Source organism: Aeromonas sp. R7-4 (assembly GCF_040908055.1).
Taxonomy (GTDB): Bacteria; Pseudomonadota; Gammaproteobacteria; order Enterobacterales; family Aeromonadaceae; genus Aeromonas; species Aeromonas sanarellii.
Genome location: NZ_JBFODA010000051.1, coordinates 34,305 through 53,500 on the forward strand (window position 1 = coordinate 34,305; position 19,196 = coordinate 53,500).

18 protein-coding genes and 1 tRNA gene are annotated in these 19,196 nt (G+C 62.1%); 7 read left to right on the forward strand and 12 right to left on the reverse strand.

The genetic code is table 11. The features are described 5' to 3' along the window. Positions 1-25 precede the first annotated feature (25 nt). Both AB5Y72_RS13645 and hinT read right to left on the reverse strand, forming a co-directional pair. Complete coding sequence (locus tag AB5Y72_RS13645) at positions 26-1,438, reverse strand: hypothetical protein (protein WP_325783155.1); 1,413 nt, start codon at positions 1,436-1,438, stop codon at positions 26-28. Continuing rightward, positions 1,438-1,788 (reverse strand): purine nucleoside phosphoramidase, encoded by a 351-nt coding sequence (gene hinT / locus AB5Y72_RS13650; RefSeq protein WP_209791711.1) that lies wholly within the window; start codon positions 1,786-1,788, stop codon positions 1,438-1,440. Before hinT ends, AB5Y72_RS13645 begins: the two co-directional genes overlap by 1 nt. A gap of 257 nt (positions 1,789-2,045) precedes the next feature. Between hinT and AB5Y72_RS13655 the strand changes: the two genes are divergently transcribed. Further along, a complete protein-coding gene (locus AB5Y72_RS13655) occupies positions 2,046-4,058 on the forward strand; it encodes a methyl-accepting chemotaxis protein (protein WP_325783156.1) in 2,013 nt (670 codons plus the stop codon). A 74-nt stretch (positions 4,059-4,132) separates the two neighbouring features. Here AB5Y72_RS13655 and AB5Y72_RS13660 read toward each other — a convergent pair whose 3' ends face one another. Beyond that, positions 4,133-5,017 (reverse strand): 6-carboxytetrahydropterin synthase, encoded by an 885-nt coding sequence (locus AB5Y72_RS13660; RefSeq protein WP_325783157.1) that lies wholly within the window; start codon positions 5,015-5,017, stop codon positions 4,133-4,135. A 79-nt stretch (positions 5,018-5,096) separates the two neighbouring features. Between AB5Y72_RS13660 and AB5Y72_RS13665 the strand changes: the two genes are divergently transcribed. The 5 genes from AB5Y72_RS13665 (at position 5,097) to AB5Y72_RS13685 (ending at position 8,915) form a co-directional block, all read left to right on the forward strand. Next, a complete protein-coding gene (locus AB5Y72_RS13665; RefSeq protein WP_219144023.1) occupies positions 5,097-6,440 on the forward strand; it encodes a dihydroorotase in 1,344 nt (447 codons plus the stop codon). 1 nt (position 6,441) lies between these two features. Beyond that, entirely contained in the window at positions 6,442-6,564 is a 123-nt protein-coding gene (locus AB5Y72_RS13670; protein WP_325783158.1) for a hypothetical protein, read from the forward strand. 211 nt (positions 6,565-6,775) lie between these two features. Next, positions 6,776-6,852: transfer RNA gene (locus AB5Y72_RS13675), tRNA-Pro, on the forward strand. A gap of 123 nt (positions 6,853-6,975) precedes the next feature. Beyond that, a complete protein-coding gene (locus tag AB5Y72_RS13680; RefSeq protein ID WP_325783159.1) occupies positions 6,976-7,452 on the forward strand; it encodes a hypothetical protein in 477 nt (158 codons plus the stop codon). Between the two features lie 203 nt (positions 7,453-7,655). After that, complete coding sequence (locus AB5Y72_RS13685; RefSeq protein ID WP_042075181.1) at positions 7,656-8,915, forward strand: dicarboxylate/amino acid:cation symporter; 1,260 nt, start codon at positions 7,656-7,658, stop codon at positions 8,913-8,915. Between the two features lie 72 nt (positions 8,916-8,987). Here AB5Y72_RS13685 and AB5Y72_RS13690 read toward each other — a convergent pair whose 3' ends face one another. Continuing rightward, on the reverse strand, positions 8,988-9,434 hold the full coding sequence (locus AB5Y72_RS13690) for an isoprenylcysteine carboxylmethyltransferase family protein (RefSeq protein WP_219144021.1): 447 nt from the start codon (positions 9,432-9,434) through the stop codon (positions 8,988-8,990). Positions 9,435-9,607: 173 nt separating this feature from the next. Between AB5Y72_RS13690 and alr the strand changes: the two genes are divergently transcribed. After that, positions 9,608-10,834: an alanine racemase gene (alr, locus tag AB5Y72_RS13695; protein WP_042075178.1), complete on the forward strand. Its 1,227-nt coding sequence runs from the start codon at positions 9,608-9,610 to the stop codon at positions 10,832-10,834. Positions 10,835-10,891: 57 nt separating this feature from the next. Here the strand turns inward: alr and AB5Y72_RS13700 are convergent, their stop codons facing one another. The 8 genes from AB5Y72_RS13700 to AB5Y72_RS13735 all read right to left on the reverse strand — a co-directional run bounded on the left by AB5Y72_RS13700 (position 10,892) and on the right by AB5Y72_RS13735 (position 19,059). Further along, positions 10,892-11,848 (reverse strand): TerC family protein, encoded by a 957-nt coding sequence (locus AB5Y72_RS13700; RefSeq protein WP_216990007.1) that lies wholly within the window; start codon positions 11,846-11,848, stop codon positions 10,892-10,894. Positions 11,849-12,139: 291 nt separating this feature from the next. Further along, positions 12,140-13,135, reverse strand: coding sequence for a murein tripeptide/oligopeptide ABC transporter ATP binding protein OppF (oppF, locus tag AB5Y72_RS13705; RefSeq protein ID WP_318163017.1), 996 nt, complete (start codon positions 13,133-13,135; stop codon positions 12,140-12,142). Next, a complete protein-coding gene (locus AB5Y72_RS13710) occupies positions 13,136-14,116 on the reverse strand; it encodes an ABC transporter ATP-binding protein (protein ID WP_042075173.1) in 981 nt (326 codons plus the stop codon). Between the two features lie 107 nt (positions 14,117-14,223). Continuing rightward, complete coding sequence (gene oppC / locus AB5Y72_RS13715; RefSeq protein WP_042075170.1) at positions 14,224-15,135, reverse strand: oligopeptide ABC transporter permease OppC; 912 nt, start codon at positions 15,133-15,135, stop codon at positions 14,224-14,226. 14 nt (positions 15,136-15,149) lie between these two features. Continuing rightward, entirely contained in the window at positions 15,150-16,070 is a 921-nt protein-coding gene (gene oppB, locus AB5Y72_RS13720; RefSeq protein WP_010674330.1) for an oligopeptide ABC transporter permease OppB, read from the reverse strand. Between the two features lie 97 nt (positions 16,071-16,167). Then, positions 16,168-17,787: an ABC transporter substrate-binding protein gene (locus tag AB5Y72_RS13725; RefSeq protein WP_325783160.1), complete on the reverse strand. Its 1,620-nt coding sequence runs from the start codon at positions 17,785-17,787 to the stop codon at positions 16,168-16,170. A gap of 280 nt (positions 17,788-18,067) precedes the next feature. Next, positions 18,068-18,703: a YchE family NAAT transporter gene (locus tag AB5Y72_RS13730; protein WP_042075167.1), complete on the reverse strand. Its 636-nt coding sequence runs from the start codon at positions 18,701-18,703 to the stop codon at positions 18,068-18,070. Between the two features lie 164 nt (positions 18,704-18,867). Continuing rightward, positions 18,868-19,059, reverse strand: a complete 192-nt coding sequence (locus tag AB5Y72_RS13735; RefSeq protein ID WP_325783161.1) for a hypothetical protein — start codon at positions 19,057-19,059, stop codon at positions 18,868-18,870. Positions 19,060-19,196 lie beyond the last annotated feature (137 nt).

Genomic DNA, 19,196 nt, shown 5'->3' on the forward strand with positions numbered 1-19,196 from the left:
TGTGTGATCTCGCCCGAATGGGCACTCATAGAGGCATCACCCGGGTGCTCAGGCCAGCGCCGAGGCGCTGCACCCAGACGAGTGTGGTGCGCCCGCCGTGCACGGTGAGCGGCAGGGTACGCATGGCGCCGCCCGCCCCCAGCTGGAGCTGCACCTCCCCGGCCGGCAACATCCCCTGCCAGCTCGATGCCTCGGCGGGCAGGGTCAGCCAGCTGCGGGTATCGGCCCGCTCCGAGAGGGTGTTGAAGATGCCCACCAGGATGTTGCCCACATCGCCCCCCTCCTTGGCGGCGCTGCGCCGCAGCTGCTCCTTGGTCACCAGCCGCAGGGCCTGGCGGATCAGCATGCCCGGCAGCCGCTCCTGCAGATCCTTGGCGGCCAGGGCTTCGAGCCGCACCAGCTCGCTGGTCTGCTCGACCCGCTGGCCGAGGGTGACGGTCAGGGGCCCGGTGTCGCTCGCCCTGTTGTCGTAATAGGGCACAGCCACCGTAAAGGTACGAAAATCGCCGCCCGAGGTGGAGAGGGGCAGCGGCAGGAAGAATTCGCGCCGCGCCGGGATGAGGCCATCTTCAAACAGCACCACCACCTGCCCCTCGCCCTTGGCAAGGGGCGGCGCCTTGCGGCCCACCTGCTGCTCGATTTCCTTGAGTTCATCGGGCGAGCCCCTAAGCACAGCCAGGCGCAGCAAGGCATCCTGCAGGCTCCGGTTGTCCGGCGCTATCTGGTAGCCGCGCCGATAGTCCACCCAGGCGTCATTGAGATCCCCGGCCGCCTCGTAGAGCACGCCGGAAAAATAGAAGGTGTAGGCGTTCTGGAAGCCGTTCTTGACCTTGCCTATCAGGCGATCCAGCTCGGGGGCGGCGCGCGACATCTGCTGGCGCATCTCCCCACCGGCCTCGTCCTCCTCTCCGGCCTTTTGCACCTCGTCGGCCCGGCGCTTGAGCGCCTGCTCCTGCACCTGGTTGGCGCGACGCACCTCCACCAGAGCGCCTTCGGCGTCCCCCCGCTGCAGGTACCCCAGGGCCAGGTAGTGGTGCAGCATGGTGCGCTCGTAGTCCGGGGCCCGGTAGGCCATGGTCTGATCGTTGGTCAGCAGGCTGCCCGCCTGGGCCAGCCCATGGCTCAGGCGGTACTGGGCTTGATTGTCTTCCCAGGCGAGGCGACCGTCGGCGGCGGCGAAGGCCTGCTTGCTGACTCCATCCTGGCCCGCCAGCCAGGCGATGCGCCCCTTCTCCAGCTGGTCCAGCACATAGGTATCGTCTCCCGGGGTCGACTCGCGTACCTCGGGCAGGGCCTCGGCGGCCTGACCCAGCAGCAGCGCGTTGCGCAGGGGCACCATCTGATCCGAATAGGAGACGAAGATGTCTTTCCACTGGGAGGCGCAGCCCCCCAGCAGGGAACCGGCCAACAGCAGGCCGGTCAGCGAGGCGGGACGCATCACAGGCTGAGCAGGGGTCCTAGGGGCTGGCCACCGACCAGATGCAGGTGGATGTGGTAGACCTCCTGCCCGCCGTGGCGGTTGCAGTTCATGATGAGGCGGTAGCCGTTCTCGGCGATGCCGGCCTCGGCCGCCAGCTTGCGTGCCACGGTGAACATCCGCCCCAGCGCCAGCTCGTGATCCGGCTCCACGTCGTTGACCGTGGGGATCAGCACGTTCGGCACGATCAGGATGTGGGTCTTGGCCTTGGGCTGGATGTCGCGAAAGGCGGTCACCAGCTCGTCTTGATAAAGGATGTCGGCGGGGATCTCCTTGCGGATGATTTTGCTGAAAATGGTTTCTTGCGCCATGGGTAACTCCTTTATATGAAAAAGAAAATTTAACACAAAACTCAAGCGACTCCCAAAAATGCCGCCACGGCCCGCCAAGTGTGACACAAGCCGACATTTGACACAGCCGTTGTCCCAATCCCTTCAGTTATTGTGAAGAATACCGATAGTGAGGATGTCGTCCCTACTGCCACGGCAGCGCACCCTTCGGGGCATGCAGGGTATCAAAGGGACGGGGTACTCAGGCAAGGGACTTTTGCACAGACAGCGGGACAATAATGAAACAAACAATGTCAGACCTCTCGATCTTACAGAGAGTCTATCTGGGCTTTGCCATCCTGGTCGCCGTCATGGTGGCCAGCGCGGTACTGACCTTTCGCGGCCAGAGCGAACTCAGCGGCGCCCTTGATCAGGTGACCCAGGAGTCCATGCCGCTGGTGCTCGCCAGCAGCCAGACCCAGATCAGCCTGCTGAGCGCCAACAAGTGGCTCACCGACGTGCTGACCGAGCAGGATCTCAAGCGCCTGCCCGAGGAAGTGGCCGAACTCCAGCAGGCCAAGGGCCAGGTAGACAAGATGCTCTCCAGCCTCAAGCAGCAGGTGGCGGCCCACCCCCAGCTGCAGGGTGACATGCAGGCCCTCGGCAAGCTGGTCGACGACTACCTGCAGCTGACCCAGACCCTGCCCGGCGAACACGAGGCCCTGCTCACCCGGCTGCACAAGGTCAATCTGGCCAAGGGCCAGTTCCAGGTCAGCCTGCCCCAGTTCAAGAAGAACCTCGGCGACATGATGGTCACCGTCGACGACAGCTTCATCAAGATGCTCTCCGAGACCCTGACCACCAAGCTCTCCGCCATCGAGCTCTCCACCATGGATGCCCTGAACCAGAGCATCCCCGCCCCCATAGAGGCGGCGCTCAAGCGCAACAAGATGCAGATCGAGAGCTTCAACAGCACCATCAAGGATCTCCAGGGGGAGCTCAAGGATTTCGACAACAACATGGGCCACTACGTCCACGGGTTCGTGCGCGACACCACGGGCAACGAAGGGGTGCTGGCCCAGTACCTGGCCCTGATGAAACAGCAGCAGGCCATGCGCGAGCAGAGCAAGCAGGCGAGCCAGCTCATCCTTGGCATCCAGAACAAGCTGGAGGGGATCACGGCCCAGAGCCAGCAACTGATGAACGCCAGCATCAAGGCCTCCGATCGGGTGCAGACCCAGAGCACCCTCACCCAGGGGGTCAGCATCGCCATCGCCATCTTCGTCGCCATCCTGGTGGCCTTCACCCTGGGCAAGGCCATTCGCCAGCCCCTCAAGGAGCTGCTGCGGGTGCTGACCGAGGTGACCCAGGGGGACATGACCCAGCGCGTCGGCTTCAAGAGCCAGAACGAGTTCGGCCAGCTCGCCAGCCAGATCAACCTGCTGATCCACCAGATGGGTGACGTGCTCAGGCAGCTCTCCCAGGCCTCGAACCAGCTCAACAGCGCCGCCCACGACAACCGCCACACCACCGAATCGGTGCGGGCGGATCTGGAGAAACAGCGCCAGGAGACCGCCTCGGTCGCCGCCGCCATGACCCAGATGGAGGCCTCGGTGCGGGAGGTGGCCCAGGCCGCCAACCAGACCCTGGAGCGGGTGATGGACGTGGAGAAGGCCTCCGAGATGGGTCGCAAGGTGATGGCCGGCAACATCACCACCACCCATCAGCTCGCGGGCAAGCTGCAGCAGACCGGCAAGGTGATCGGCGACGTGAGCGCCATGAGCGGCCAGATCGGCAACATCCTCGACGTCATCCGCGGCATCGCCGAGCAGACCAACCTGCTGGCCCTCAACGCCGCCATAGAAGCGGCCCGTGCCGGGGAGCAGGGTCGCGGCTTCGCCGTGGTGGCGGACGAGGTGCGCAACCTCGCCGGGCGCACCGCCCAGTCCACCAGCGAGATCCAGACCATGATCGAGAACCTGCAGCAGGGGGTCGCCCGGGCGGTCAACGTGATGCAGGAGTGCTCCCGCGAGATGGACAGCTGCGTGGATCAGAGCTCCCAGGCCAACAACGCCATGGAGGAGGTGCAGGGTATCGTGGTGCTCATCAGCGACATGTCGAGCCAGATCGCCTCCGCCGCCGAGCAGCAGCAGGCCACCAGCGCGGACATCGCCACCAACCTCAACCGCATCTCCGACATCTCGGATCTCAACTACCAGGGGATAGAGCGGGTGGCCGAGACCAGCCAGCAGCTCGACTCCCTGGCCGAGCAGCAGGAGACCCTGGTGCAGCGCTTCCGGCTCAGCGCCTGAGGGGCGCAACACCCCCAATGACAAGGCCCCGCAACAGCGGGGCCTTTTTGTTCATCTGGGCAACGCAGCGGGGATCAGGCGTAGGCGATGGCGCCCTTGCCGACCCCTTCATAGGCCACGATCTTCACGAACTTGTCCCCCACCTGCTTCTTCACCTCCCGGGCAATGTAGTGGGCCAGCAGTTCTATGGTGGTGTCGGTGTCGATCATCTCCACCTCCGCCGCCGGCATGACGAGCTGGAACAGCCCCTGGGGCGCCACGTACTTGAAGCCGACGTAGTGTTCGCCAGCCTCTTGCAGGATGGCCCTGGCCTGTTCGCTCAGCGCCAGCTCGGACAGGGCCACCCTGTCCTCTTCGGTGCCGAGGTAGATGTCGGCCCAGCGCTCGGCCCAGTTCAGCTCCAGCTCCAGGTCGCGCTCCCCGTCCACAGAAATCTCGATGGGGGAGCGGTGACCGTGGGCGATACGCTGGCAGTTGCCGTCGTGCTTCTTGAGGCCGTGGCTGTAGTGGTAGAAGGCGCCCTCGATGGCCTCCTGGCGCAGGGTCAGGGTCAGATCCTTGATATTGCCCGGCAGCCGCTTGGCCAGCACCGCCAGCAGATAACGGGTCACCGACTCTTTATCCACCTGGGGCGCGGGAATGAAGGCAAAGCCCTGGGTCGGGCAGCGCAGATGGATGGAGCGACCCGGGCGCAGCAGATCCACGGTGCACTCGTCGTTGTCCAGGGGCTGGACATGCACCAGGGGGCTCCCGGTTGGCACCAGCAGCTTGTGATCCACCTCGTCATCGATGATCGACTTGATGAGCTTCTTCACCCGCCCGAAATCCAGCAGCATGCTCATCTCGTTGAGCTCGCCGCTCATCTCGATGTCCACCAGCCAGCTCTCGCCCACCATGCCGCGGCGCTCGCACAAATAGCTGGAATCGATCACAGTCAAATCTCTAACAAATAACTTCATTACTCAGGCCTTGCTACAGAGAAAGTGCAGTTTGCGATATTATGACCCCGGATTATCGGCAAAGGAACTGGAACCCCCCATGAACAAATTGCTTATCAAGAATGCCACCCTGGTCAACGAAGGCCGCATCTATGCTTCCGACGTCCTGATCGAGGGGGAGCGGATCGCCCGTATCGCCCCGGACATCAGCGCCCCCGATGCGGTGGTGATCGATGCGACCGGTCGTCACCTCATCCCCGGGATGATCGACGATCAGGTCCACTTCCGGGAGCCGGGCCTGACCCACAAGGGGACCATCGCCAGCGAATCCCGGGCCGCCGTGGCCGGTGGCACCACCAGCTTCATGGAAATGCCCAACGTCAATCCCCAGACCACCACCCTCGACGCCCTCGAAGCCAAATACCAGATCGCCGCCAACTCCGCCGCCGCCAACTACAGCTTCTATCTGGGTGCCACCAACGACAACCTGGAAGAGATCAAGAAGCTCGATCCCAAGCAGTCCTGCGGCATCAAGATCTTCATGGGGGCCTCCACCGGCAACATGCTGGTGGACAACCAGGAGACCTTGGCGGCCATCTTCCGCGAGAGCCCGGTGATGATCGTCACCCACTGCGAGGACACCCCCACTATCAAGGTGCTGGAAGACGAAGCTCGCGCCAAGTGGGGCGAGGACGTGCCCATGCGCGAACACGGCCGCATCCGCAGCGCCGACGCCTGCTACAAGTCCTCCAGCCTCGCGGTCTCCCTGGCCAAGCAGTACGGCGCCAAGCTGCACGTGCTGCACCTGACCACGGCGAAAGAGCTCTCGCTCTTTACCGCCACCCCGGATCTGAAGGATCTCAAGGACAAGAACATCACCGCCGAGGTGTGCGTCCACCACCTCTTCTTCAACGAGGCGGACTACGACACCCTGGGCAGCCAGATCAAGTGCAACCCGGCGGTGAAGAGCGCGGCGGATCAGCACGCCCTGCTGGATGCGGTGCGGAACGACGTGCTCGACATCATCGCCACCGACCACGCCCCCCACACCTGGGAAGAGAAGCAGAACAGCTACTTCAAGGCGCCCTCCGGCGTGCCCCTGGTGCAGCACTCCCTGCAGGCGCTGCTGGAGCTCTACCACAACGGCGTCTTCTCGCTGGAGACCATCGTCAAGAAGACCTCCCACGCGGTGGCCGAGCGCTTCCAGGTGCAGGATCGCGGCTACATCCGGGAGGGCTACTTCGCGGATCTGGTGCTGCTGGATCTCGGCAAGCCCTACGTGGTCACCGACAGCAACCTGCTCTACCTGTGCGGCTGGTCGCCGTTCAACGGCTACCGCTTCCAGAGCACCATAGAGATGACCCTGGTGAACGGCCAGATCGCCTGGCAGAACGGCCAGGTCACCGACAAGGTGTTGGGCAAGCGGTTGACCTTCAACCGCTGATATGTGTGATGAGCGCTTCCAGCGCGCCCTGATTGAGATGACCCTGGTGTACGGTCAAGTCGCTTGGCAGAACGGCCAGGTCACCGACAAGGTGTTTGGCAAGCGACTGACCTTTAACCGCTGACCAGTCTTCGCTGATACCAAACGGCCACCCATCGGGTGGCCGTCATTTTTGGCCGACAAGCCGGGAAAACAGCGCAACCCCGGGTGATTGGTCGCACTTTGATCCGAAGTTGCTCGCAAAGCAGGCGAACGATCGCGAAGTACTGTTTCCCCTGTTGACAGGGCATGGCCATCTCCATAAACTCAGCCCCCGTCAGCCGAGCTGACTCCGTCGGTGTGTAGCGCAGCCAGGTAGCGCATCTGCATGGGGTGTAGAGGGTCGGAGGTTCGAATCCTCTCACACCGACCAAATTCCCCGAGAAAGGCCTTGTCAGACGACAAGGCCTTTTCTTTTTGCGCCGCTGCGCCCCTCATTGTCTCCCCATGTCCGTTGTGCTGTAGTGGTGCTCTGTCTTCTGCCCGGATCCCTCAGATGCCGCTCCCCCGCTCTCCCCTCCCTGGTCTTCTCCTGTGCGGCCTGCTGCTCGGCCAGCTCGCGGGCTGCGCCACCCCCTACGACAGCGAAAAATCCTTCTGGAACGGCCAGACCGGTTTCTCCCAGACCCGGCTCGGGCCTACCCAGTGGCAACTGGAGTTTGTCGGCAACGAGCTGGTGGACAGGGAGACGGCGCGCAAATACGTGCTCAAGCGGGCCGGGGAGATGGCGCTGGCACAGGGGTACGCCTGGGTGCTGGTGCAGACGCTGACCCTGTCGCGGGATGCGGTCAGGGTCACGCCAGCGCGCCCCCGATTCGGCTTCGACGAATACGAGCCCGATACCTTCATGGACGAGATGCACGTGGAGCATCGCACCTCGGCACTGCTGACCTTCACCCTGGAAAACCGCCCATCGAGCGACCAGAGCCTGGAAGCTGTTTATATTGCAAAGATTAAAATAAACAGCGATTAATATAATTAATTAACAAGATTTACATCACATACCACTAATAACCACATAAAGTTCTGCCATAAGTTGCTGGATTTCCCCTTCGCGATTAGGCATGCTCCAGCACACCGGCTGTCTGGATTCCACGGCCCGGATCACAAAAAAGGACTGAGGTGGCACCCTGCCTACCTGTACAGCACTGCACATATCGAGACTGGGACTCCCCCATGAAAATGAATAAATTGACCGTTGCCATCCTCATCGCGATGATGCTTGGCATTGTTACCGGGCAAGGCTATCGCCTGTTTGCCCCTGCAGAGGCCGCCGGCTTTGCCAGTGACATCACCCTGCTGACCGACATCTTCCTGCGCCTGATCAAGATGATCATCGCCCCCCTGGTGTTCACCACCCTGGTGGTCGGCATCGCCAAGATGGGCGACACCCGCACCGTGGGCCGCATCGGCGTCAAGACCCTGGGCTGGTTCATGCTCGCCTCCCTGATGTCCCTGACCCTGGGTCTGGTGATGGTCCACCTGATGCAACCCGGGGTGGGGCTCTCCCTCTCCCTGCCCGATGACGGCGCCAGCTCCGGCGTGACCGCGGCCGCCATTTCCCTCAAGGACTTCGTGACCCACGCCATCCCGAAAAGCGTGGTCGAGGCCATGGCCACCAACGAGATCCTGCAGATCGTGGTGTTCTCCCTCTTCTTCGGCCTGGCCGCCGCCGCCCTGGGGGATGCCGCCAAGCCCGTGGTCATGCTGATGGCCAGCGGCGCCGAGATCATGCTGAAGGTGACCGGCTATGTGATGAACTTCGCCCCCTTCGCCGTGTTCGGCGCCATCGCCGCCATGGTGGCCAAGGAGGGGCTCGGCATCCTCGCCACCTACGGCAGCTTCATGGCCCAGTTCTACCTGGCCCTGGCCTGCCTCTGGCTGCTGCTCATCGTCATGGGCAGCCTCTTCATCCGTCGCCGCATCCTGACCCTGCTGGCCATGATCCGCGAGCCCATCCTGCTCGCCTTCTCCACCGCCAGCTCCGAGGCCGCCTACCCCAAGACCCTGGACAGACTGGAGAAATTCGGCTGTGACAAGCGCATCGCCAGCTTCGTGCTGCCCATGGGCTACTCCTTCAACCTGGACGGCTCCATGATGTACTGCACCTTCGCGGTCATGTTCATCGCCCAGGCCTATGGCATCGAGCTCAGCACCGCCCAGCAGATCACCATGCTGCTGCTGCTGATGGTCACCTCCAAGGGGATGGCTGGCGTACCGCGCGCCTCCCTGGTGGTCATCGCCGCCACCCTCAACCAGTTCCAGATCCCGGAGGCCGGCATCCTGCTGCTGCTCGGCATCGATCACTTCCTGGACATGGGCCGCTCCGCCACCAACGTGCTGGGCAACGCCATCGCCGCCAGCGTGGTGGCCAAGAGCGAGGACAGCCTGGGGGACAGCGAACCCCTCGGCCAGGTCGACACCGCCAAGGCCTGATCCCGACCCGCGCTCTCGATACGGCCCGCCTCTGCGGGCCGTTTCTTTATGTGCAATCGGCCAGGAGCCCCCTCAACACCAGCGCCGCACCCGCCGGCAGTAATCGGCATAGGCATCGCCGAAGCGCCTGTGCAGCGCCCGCTCTTCCGCCAGGATTTGAAAGCGGGTGAGCCAGCCCCACAGCAGCAGCGGCCCGAGCCACACCATCATGCCCCCCAGATAGCAGGCCAGCGCCATGGTCCAGCAGAGCAGCCCTAGGTACATGGGGTTGCGGCTGATGCGATAGACGCCCCGGGTCACCAGCACCCGGCTCTGATCCAGGCGGATGGGGTGGACGCTGGTCCTCTGGCGCCAGAAGTGCAGGAGTGCCCCGCCTCCCAGCAAGGCTCCCGCCAGCAGCAGGGCTGCGGCCGGCAGGAGCAGGGGCTCTGCCCCCCTCGCCTCTCCCCGCCCCAGCCACATGACAAGGGCGATGACCACAAACAGCAGCAAAGGTGGGATCCGCACCACTAAACGCATATTTTATTCCTGCAGCATGTGCCACGAATGACGCCATTAAGATACACTCTCGCCGCTGGCACCTTGGAAAAAATGGATAAATATCATCCACATACGAATAAATTACCAAGATACCTACGCCCGCGTCCACACCAGGACGCGCCTCAACAGAGACAATAAGAAGGTAACATCCCATGCACAAGAAAACGCTGCTCGCGACCCTGATCTTCGGGCTGCTCGCCGGTCAGGCGGTCGCCGCCCCCTATCTGCCGCTCGCCAGCGACACCCGCAACGGCCAGGAGCAGACCGCCACCAACGCCTGGCTGGAAGTGGACCTGACCGCCTTCGAGCACAACATCCAGACCCTCAAGGATCGCCTGGGTGACAAGGGGCCGCAGATCTGCGCCATCATGAAGGCGGACGCCTACGGCCACGGCATCGACCTGCTGGTCCCCTCCGTGGTCAAGGCGGGCATCCCCTGCATCGGCATCGCCAGCAATGAAGAGGCCCGGGTGGCCCGCGAGAAGGGCTTCGAAGGCCGGCTGATGCGGGTCCGTGCCGCCACCCCGGCCGAGGTGGAGCAGGCCCTGCCCTACAAGCTGGAAGAGCTGGTGGGCAGCCTGGCCAGCGCCCAGGGGATCGCCGACATCGCCCAGCGCCACCACACCACCATCCCGGTGCACATCGGTCTGAACTCCGCCGGCATGAGCCGCAACGGCATCGATCTGCGCCTGGCGGACTCCAAGGAAGATGCCCTGGCCATGCTCAAGCTCAAGGGGATCACCCCGGTCGGCATCATGACCCACTTCCCGGTGGAGGAGAAAGAGGACGTCAAGCTGGGGCTGGCCCAGTTCAAGCTGGACTACCAGTGGCTCATCGACGCGGGCAAGCTGGATCGCAGCAAGCTCACCATCCATGCCGCCAACTCCTTCGCCACCCTGGAAGTGCCGGAAGCCTACTTCGACATGGTGCGCCCGGGCGGCATCATCTATGGCGACACCATCCCCTCCTACACCGAGTACAAGAAGGTGATGGCGTTCAAGACCCAGGTCGCCTCGGTGAATCACTACCCGGCGGGCAACACCGTCGGCTATGACCGCACCTTCACCCTCAAGCGCGACTCCCTGCTCGCCAACTTGCCGCTCGGCTACTCCGACGGCTATCGCCGGGCGCTCAGCAACAAGGCCTATGTGCTGATCCAGGGCCAGAAGGTGCCTGTGGTGGGCAAGACCTCCATGAACACCATCATGGTGGACGTGACCGATCTCAAGGGGGTCAAACCCGGTGACGAGGTGGTGCTGTTCGGCCGCCAGGGTGACGCCGAGGTGAAGCAGTCTGACCTGGAAGAGTACAACGGCGCCCTGCTGGCGGACATGTACACCGTCTGGGGCTACACCAACCCCAAGAAGATCACGCGCTGACCGCGGATCGGAAACAAGAAAGGGCTCCCGCGGGAGCCCTTTTCAGTGGTTTGGCCATCAAGCCGCTTTCACGCCCTCTTTCTTGCGGGTCACCCAGAGGCTGAGCCCCATGGACGCCAGCAGGATCAGCGCCACCACACCCAGCGCGATGCCGGTGGGTATCTTGAAGATGTCGAGCAGCAGCATCTTGACCCCGATGAACATCAGGATCAGCGCCAGGCCGTATTTGAGCAGGGCGAAGCGCTCCGCCACCCCGGCCAGCAGGAAGTACATGGCACGCAGGCCCATGATGGCGAAGATGTTGGAGGTCAGCACGATGAAGGGATCCGTGGTCACCGCGAAGATGGCCGGGATGCTGTCCACCGCAAAGATGAGATCGCTCACCTCCACCAGCACCAGGATGAGCAGCAGCGGGGTGGCGTAGCGCACGCCGTCGCGCCAGACGAAGAAGCTCTCCCCCTCCAGGGTCTCGGTCACCTTGAAGCGGCGGCGCATCCAGAGCAGCAGCGGGTTGTTGGCGAGATCCGGCTCCTTGTCGGCGGCCCACAGCATCTTGACCCCGGTCAGCAGCAGGAAGGCGCCGAACAGGTAGAGGATCCAGTGGAACTGCTCGATGAGCCAGCTGCCCGCAAACACCATGCCGGCCCGCATGACGATGGCGCCCAGCACACCGTAGAGCAGCACCCGGCGCTGCAGCTCGGCCGGAATGGCAAAGTAGCCGAACAGCATCAGCCAGACGAAGACGTTGTCCACCGCCAGCGCCTTCTCGATGAGGTAGCCGGTGAGGAACTCCAGCCCCTTCTCGTTGGCCACCTCGCGGCCCACGCTGTGATCCAGCCAGAGCCAGATGGCCAGGTTGAACAAGAGCGCCACGCTCACCCAGATGAGGGACCAGATCCCTGCCTCCTTGAGCGACACCTTGTGCGCCTTGCCGCCGCCGACGAAGCGTATGTCAATCCATAACAGGACCAGCACTATGCTGAAGAAACCGGTCCACATCCACCATTCACCCATTTTCACTTCTCCCAAAACGACAAAACCCACGACCGAGAGGCGTGGGTTTGCGTTTGGAGCAGATACACCTTGCCTCTCGGCAAGGTCTCACTTACAGCAAGTTCGATGTGCTGCCCGGCTGCCGGGTGCACTGCAGGATATGGGTGCACCGTAATGACGACAAACCGGCGAGAAGTTACTCCCCTTGTGCGGCGGATAGTAACAGCCTCGAAAGATAACGCCAAGAGGCATCTTCTGCCCCGGACAAAAAAACGGGGCGCCACCCGGGCGCCCCTCGTCATCCCATCTGTCTCAGAGCGGATCCACTTTGAGACAGGAAACCGCGTGGTCGAAGTTCCCCTCGAGCATGGGCCGGGTCTTGGCACACTCCGGGCCCGCCACCGGGCAGCGGGTGCGGAACACGCAGCCGGAGGGCGGGTTCATGGGGGACGGCAAATCCCCTTCCAGGATCTGGATGGTCTTGCTGCGCTCCACGTCCGGATCCGGGATGGGCACCGCCGACATCAGGGCCTTGGTGTAGGGGTGCAGGGGGTTCGCGAAGATCTCCTTGCCGGTGCCTAGCTCCACGGCGTTGCCCAGGTACATGACCAGCACCCGATCCGAGATGTGTTTGACCACGGAGAGGTCGTGGGCGATGAAGATGAGGGAGAGCCCCATCTCCTTTTGCAGGGATTTCAGCAGGTTCACCACCTGAGCCTGGATGGAGACATCCAGCGCCGAGACCGGCTCGTCGCAGATGATCATCTTGGGTTCCAGGATCAGCGCCCGGGCGATGCCGATGCGCTGGCACTGGCCGCCGGAGAACTCGTGGGGGTAGCGGTTCACCAGGTTCGGCAGCAGGCCCACCTTGGTCATCATGGCGCGCACCTTCTCCTTCACCTCATCCTTTGAGAGCTTGGGATAGAAGGTGATGAGCGGCTCGGCGATGATGTCGCCTATGGTCATGCGCGGGTTCAGGGAGGCCAGCGGATCCTGGAAGATCATCTGGATCTCCTTGCGCTTCTCCCGCAGGGCGTTCTGCTCCAGCTTGGTCAGGTCCTGCCCCAGCCACACCACCTTGCCGTCGGTGGCCGGCACCAGGCCGATGAGGGCGCGGGCGAAGGTGGACTTGCCACAGCCGGACTCCCCCACCACCCCCAGGGTTTCCCCCTCGTACAGGCGCAGGGTGACGCCATCCACCGCCTTCAGGGCGGAGGGCTTGGCCCAGGGCCAGGCCTTGTCACTCTTGATGCTGAAGTGAACCTTGAGGTCGGACACTTCCAGCAGCAGTTTCTTGTCAGTACCCATTTAGTTCACTCCCTTGATCATGGCATCCGATACCCAGTGGCAGGCCCGCTCCCGACCGTCGCCGAAGGGGGTCAGGACGGGAGACTGCTGGCCGCAAATCTCGTGGGCCCGGTGGCAGCGCTCCTGGAAGGGGCAGCCGGTGGGCAGACGCAGCAGGTTGGGCGGATTGCCCGGGATGGTGGGCAGCACTTCCCCTTCCGTATCGAGGCGGGGAATGGCGCGCAGTAGCCCTTCGGTATAGGGGTGGCTCGGGCGATAGAAGATGTCGTTCACCCTGCCGTATTCCATGGTGCGGCCCGCGTACATCACCAGCACCTTGTCACAGATGCCGGCCACCACGCCGAGGTCGTGGGTGATCATGATGATGGCGGTGTTGAACTCGCGCTTGAGCTCGTTCATCAGGGTCATGATCTGGGCCTGCACCGTCACGTCCAGGGCCGTGGTCGGCTCGTCGGCGATGAGCAGCTGCGGCCGGCACAGCAATGCCATGGCGATCATCACCCGCTGGCGCATGCCGCCGGAGAACTCGTGGGGGTACATGTTCATCCGCTTGCGCGACTCGGGGATCTTCACCGCGTCCAGCATGCGCACCGACTCCTCGAAGGCGGCGGCCTTGGTCATCCCCTTGTGCAGCATCAGCACTTCCATCAGCTGATCCTTCACCTTCATGTAGGGGTTCAGAGAGGTCATGGGGTCCTGGAAGATCATGGCGATCTTCTCGGAGCGGATGCGGTTGAGCTTGGATTCCGGCAGGTTGAGGATCTCCTCCCCCTGGAACCTGGCCGAGCCGGTGATGACGCCGTTCTTGGCGAGCAGCCCCATGATGGCGAACGCGGTCTGGGACTTGCCCGAACCGGACTCCCCGACGATCCCCAGGGTCTCGCCGGCAGAAAGAGAAAAGTTGAGGTCGTTGACGGCCACCACATTGCCGTCCGGGGTCTTGAATTCGACCCGCAGATCTTTCACATCCAGTAATTTCATATCAGCACTCCTTATCGCGCTGTCGTGATGCCGGCCTGCCCATCCCGAACGCAGCGCGTCCCTGAACGGGTCTTACGGCCCCTTGGCGTCTTGCCTGTCCCTTGCTGTCAGCGATCCTTTGGATCAAGGGCATCACGCAGACCATCCCCGAGGAAGTTGAAGCAGAACAGGGTCACCACCATGAAACCGGCGGGGAACAGGAGTTGCCAGATGGCCACTTCCATCGACTTGGAGCCTTCATCCAGCAGGGCGCCCCAGCTGGTCATGGGCTCTTGCACCCCCAGCCCCAGGAAGCTCAGGAAGGATTCGAACATGATCATGCCCGGCACCAGCAGGGTGGCGTAGACCGCCACTATGCCGAGCACGTTCGGCACGATATGGCGGGTGATGATCTTCCACTTGGAGACGCCGCAGACGTGGGCCGCCTCGATGAACTCCTTGCTCTTGAGGCTCAGGGTCTGGCCGCGCACTATCCGCGCCATGTCGAGCCAGCTCACCGCGCCGATGGCGAGGAAGATGAGGGCCAGATTGCGACCGAAGAAGGTCACCAGCATGATCACGAAGAACATGAAGGGGAAGGCGTTGAGGATCTCCAGCACCCGCATCATCAGGCTGTCGACCCGGCCGCCGATGAAGCCGGAGGCGGCGCCATACAGGGTGCCGATGATGACGGCCACCAGGGCCCCCATGATGCCGACCATCAGCGAGATGCGCCCGCCGAGCAGGGTACGCACGAAGAGATCCCGACCCAGGCTGTCGGTACCGAACCAGTGACCCGTCTCCATGTCAGGAGCGGTCTGCATGGCGCCCCAATCCGGATCGTCGAAGGTGTATTGGGACAGGTGGGGCCCGACGATCACCGCCAGACCTATGATGGTCAGGATGATGAGGCTGGTCAGGGCCGCCTTGTTGCGCAGGAAACGGCGACGGGCATCCTTCCACAGGGAGCGCCCTTCCACCACTTCCACTTTCTGGGCGAACGCCTCGACGGCTTCGCGCTTTTCAGTTGTGACTACCATGATGAACTCCCGGCTTAGTAACGGATCTTGGGATCGATGACGGCATAGAGGATATCGACCACGGCGTTAAAGGTGATGGTGAGGGCGCCGACCAGAATGGTCAGGCCGAGTACCATGGAGTAATCACGGTTCAGCGCTCCGTTGACGAACAGCTGGCCAATCCCCGGCAGGCCGAAGATGGTCTCGATCACCACGGAGCCGGTGATGATGCCCACGAAGGCCGGTCCCAGGTAAGAGACCACAGGCAGCATGGCCGGGCGCAGCGCGTGCTTGAGGATGATGTGGCGCAGCGGCAGCCCCTTGGCGCGGGCGGTACGGATGAAGTTGGAGTTCATGGTCTCGATCATGCTGCCGCGCATGATGCGGGAGATGGCCGAGATGTAGTACATCATCATGCCGAACACCGGCAGCACCATGAACTGGGCGCCCCCCCCCTGCCAGCCCCCCGCCGGGAACCAGCCGAGATAGATACTGAAGAAGAGCACCAGCAAGGGTGCCAGCACGAAGCCCGGGATCACCACCCCGGCCATGGCCGACGACATCAGCAGATAGTCGATGAGGGTGTTCTGCTTGAGGGCGGCTATGGTGCCGAAAGTGACCCCAAGGGTCACCGCCAGCAGGAAGGCGACCGAGCCAATCTTGGCGGAAACGGGCAGCGCCTGGCTCACCAGATCGTTGACGGTGAAGTCCTTGTACTTGAAGGAGGGCCCCAGATCTCCCTGGACCAGGTTGCCCAGATAGGTGAGGTATTGCATGCCGATGGGCTTGTCCAGGCCATATTTGGCCTCGATGTTGGCCAGGACTTCCGGCGGCAGGGCGCGTTCGCTGGTGAAGGGGTTGCCCGGCGCGAAGCGCATCATGAAGAAGGAGACGGTGATCAAGACCAGCAGAGTCGGGATCGCTTCCAATAGACGTTTAAGGATGAATTTCAACATAGACATTTCCTGTCCTGTACTGCTTCCAAAGGGTCGCGGTTGTAATAAAGGCCCGCCGTCTGGCGGGCCCTGCTTGTTATGCGACTTGTTTCTTTACTCAGTGAGCAACGATGTACATGTCTTTGCTGTAGATGTTGTCCAGCGGGTTGGCCGGGTAGCCGCCCACGTAGGGCTTGACCATGCGGGAGGTCACGTACTGATAGATGGGGGCGATCGGCATGTCCTTGGCCAGGATCTCTTCGGCCTGGACATAGAGCTTGTTGCGCGCATCGGCATCCACCTGGTTGCGGGACTCGCTCATCAGCTTGTCGAAGGCGGGGTTGGAGTACTTGCCGTCGTTGTTGCCGTGGGTGGTCTGCATCAGATCCAGCATGGAGGAGGCTTCGTTGTAGTCCGCAATCCAGCCGGCGCGGCCCACGTCGAAGTTACCCTGCTTCTTGGTCTCCAGGTAGGTCTTCCACTCCTGGTTCACCAGGCTCACCTGCACGCCGAGCTTCTTCCACATGGAGGCGACGGCCACGGCCACCTTCTTGTGGTTGTCGTCGGTGTTGTAGAGCAGCTCGAACTTGAGCGGCTTGCCCGGGCCGTAACCGGCTTCGGTCAGCAGCTCCTTCGCCTTGGCGTCGCGCTCCGCCTGGGTCAGCTTGGACCAGGCCGGCGCCACCGGCTTGAAGCCGTCCACGAAGTCGGGCACCAGGGTGTAGCCCGGGGTTTCGCCCTTGCCCATCACCTTGTCGGCGATCACGTTGCGATCGATGGCGTAGGAGAGCGCGGTACGCACCCGCACGTCGTCAAACGGTTTGTGCTTGAAATTGTACTGGTAGTAGTAGGTGCCCACATAGCCGCTCACCTTCACCTCGTCCGGCAGATCCTTCTTCATCTGCTTGAAGCGCTCGATGGGCATGTTGTAGGTGAGATCCACTTCGCCGGCCAGATAGCGGTTCAGCTCGGCGTTGGTGGACTGGATCGGCAGATAGGTCACCTTCTCGATGACGGTCTTGCCGTTGTTCCAGTAGCTGGCGTTGCGCACCACGTCGACGCGCTCGTTGACCACCCAGTCCTTCAGCACGTAGGCACCGTTGGACACCATGTTGCCGGGCTGGGTCCACTTGTCACCAAACTTCTCGATGACCTTCTTCGGGACCGGATAGGTGGTGGTGTGGGAAAGCATGCTGACGAAGTAAGGCACCGCCTTCTCCAGCTGCACCTCGAAGGTGTGATCGTCCACCGCCTTCACACCCAGGGTGTCGGACGGCTTCTTGCCAGCGATGATGTCGGTGGCGTTGACGATGGTCGGGATCTCCATGTACCAGGAGTAGGGAGAGGCCGTCTTGGGATCCACCGCGCGCTTGAAGGCAAATTCGAAATCGTGGGCGGTGACGGGATCGCCGTTGGACCACTTGGCATCCTTGCGCAGGTGGAACACGTAGTGTTTGTTGTCCTTGGTTTCCCAGGACTCGGCGACGCCGGGCAGGGTCTCACCCTTGGGGCCGGAGGTGACGAGACCCTCGAACAGGTCGCGCAGGATATTGGATTCTACCGTTCCCTCGGTCTTGTGCGGATCCAGGGTGGCAGGTTCGGAGCCATTGCCCTTCACCAGGGTTTGCTCGGGAGCCAGCTTGGTACCGGCGGGGACATCGGCGGCCTGGGCCAGGGTGGCGCCACCAAAGAGTGCGGTCAATAAAAGGGTATTAATAATTGTTTTTCTATGAGTCATTTCCATACTCCAACAAGAACATTCCATGCATTTGTTATCCACGAGACAAACACCTCGCTGCCCGCATAATTCCCTGACAATTCTGATAATGCAATAGATATCATCAGTGCGGGACCACTTTAATGGTCAAAAAAACAGCCTTAAACCATTTATTCAGCATTTAAATATCGCGCGGCGGTCATTTTTCATACAGAGCCGCTCGATTCTAGGAAATGACCAACAAAAAAGAAACAATAAAAAAGCCGGTCACAGGGACCGGCTCCGACAAAACAGACCTGGCTCACATCAGGCCGGGGAAGACTCCCTTGATGCCGGCTACTATGATCTCGATGCCGAGGGACATCATGATGAGACCCATGATACGGGTGACCACGTTGATGCCGGTGTTGCCCATCAGCTTGAACAGCAGGGGGGCGGCGCGGAAGATGAGCCAGGAACAGCAGGCGAACGCCACCACCACCAGGAACATGCCGGCCAGCTGGGGCAGGGTCTTCTGGCTGGCATAGACGATGGAGGACGAGATGGCACCTGGCCCGGCCATCAGGGGCAGCGCCAGGGGCACCACGGCGATGGATTCGCGCGCGGCCAGCTCCCCCTTCTCCTGCTTGTTGTGCTTCACCTCGCCGAGCTTGCCCTGCAGCATGGACCAGGCGATCAGGGTGATGAGCGAGCCCCCCGCTATACGAAAGGAGGCCAGCGAGATGCCGAAGCCGTCGAGGATCAACTGCCCCATGCACATGGAGACCATCAGGATGATCATCACGGCGATGTGGGCCGTCGTATTGGTCTTCCTGCGCTCCTCCGGCTGCATGTGACCCGTCAGGCTGACAAAGACCGGCAACAGACCCAGCGGGTTGATGATCGCAAAGAGGCCGACGAAGAATTTCAGGTATAAAGAGAAGTCAATTGCTGCCATAGGCGCCATCCAGAACCAAGCCGGGCCACTGAGGGCCATCCCCATCAAACTGCGCGTAAATTTACACCAGGACTTTTCCCTTCTCCAATCAAATAATCTCACCCTTACCGGGGCTTTTTAGTTAGTTCTTCTAATGTATCGACGAAATTCAACATATCGAGTTGTTAAGCAACATGGTCAATATTTAACGGCATGATACAACCCGTCGGCATTTTATTCTGCTCATCTCTCTCATCACGATATTGATACTCCACAAACGGCCATACCGCTGGCCGGATATCGGCATACCCCGGCGCCTCCTGCACAGTGGCTATCCGCCCGCGCCACGGCCAGCGACCGCCCTCTTCTGCCATCATAGGCCCATCATTGCCTGTGCCGTCGCCTCACCTTCAGCATCTTGTGCGCCGGGTGCGGCAACTGGATGAAAGCAACAAGCCGCTTTTTCAACAAACTTGAAACGCATGCCCCACTTCCAGCGTGGCCGTGTCACCAT

Coding starts and splice junctions, on each gene's coding strand:
- AB5Y72_RS13645 (WP_325783155.1), bottom strand. CDS start 1,438: ATGCGTCCCGCCTCGCTGACCGGCCTGCTGTTGGCCGGTTCCCTGCTG.
- oppB (WP_010674330.1), bottom strand. CDS start 16,070: ATGTTGAAATTCATCCTTAAACGTCTATTGGAAGCGATCCCGACTCTG.
- AB5Y72_RS13730 (WP_042075167.1), bottom strand. CDS start 18,703: ATGGCAGCAATTGACTTCTCTTTATACCTGAAATTCTTCGTCGGCCTC.
- AB5Y72_RS13665 (WP_219144023.1), top strand. CDS start 5,097: ATGAACAAATTGCTTATCAAGAATGCCACCCTGGTCAACGAAGGCCGC.
- alr (WP_042075178.1), top strand. CDS start 9,608: ATGCACAAGAAAACGCTGCTCGCGACCCTGATCTTCGGGCTGCTCGCC.
- AB5Y72_RS13710 (WP_042075173.1), bottom strand. CDS start 14,116: ATGAAATTACTGGATGTGAAAGATCTGCGGGTCGAATTCAAGACCCCG.
- oppF (WP_318163017.1), bottom strand. CDS start 13,135: ATGGGTACTGACAAGAAACTGCTGCTGGAAGTGTCCGACCTCAAGGTT.
- AB5Y72_RS13655 (WP_325783156.1), top strand. CDS start 2,046: ATGAAACAAACAATGTCAGACCTCTCGATCTTACAGAGAGTCTATCTG.
- AB5Y72_RS13700 (WP_216990007.1), bottom strand. CDS start 11,848: ATGGGTGAATGGTGGATGTGGACCGGTTTCTTCAGCATAGTGCTGGTC.
- AB5Y72_RS13735 (WP_325783161.1), bottom strand. CDS start 19,059: ATGATGGCAGAAGAGGGCGGTCGCTGGCCGTGGCGCGGGCGGATAGCC.
- AB5Y72_RS13680 (WP_325783159.1), top strand. CDS start 6,976: ATGCCGCTCCCCCGCTCTCCCCTCCCTGGTCTTCTCCTGTGCGGCCTG.
- AB5Y72_RS13685 (WP_042075181.1), top strand. CDS start 7,656: ATGAAAATGAATAAATTGACCGTTGCCATCCTCATCGCGATGATGCTT.
- hinT (WP_209791711.1), bottom strand. CDS start 1,788: ATGGCGCAAGAAACCATTTTCAGCAAAATCATCCGCAAGGAGATCCCC.
- oppC (WP_042075170.1), bottom strand. CDS start 15,135: ATGGTAGTCACAACTGAAAAGCGCGAAGCCGTCGAGGCGTTCGCCCAG.
- AB5Y72_RS13670 (WP_325783158.1), top strand. CDS start 6,442: ATGTGTGATGAGCGCTTCCAGCGCGCCCTGATTGAGATGACCCTGGTG.
- AB5Y72_RS13725 (WP_325783160.1), bottom strand. CDS start 17,787: ATGACTCATAGAAAAACAATTATTAATACCCTTTTATTGACCGCACTC.
- AB5Y72_RS13660 (WP_325783157.1), bottom strand. CDS start 5,017: ATGAAGTTATTTGTTAGAGATTTGACTGTGATCGATTCCAGCTATTTG.
- AB5Y72_RS13690 (WP_219144021.1), bottom strand. CDS start 9,434: ATGCGTTTAGTGGTGCGGATCCCACCTTTGCTGCTGTTTGTGGTCATC.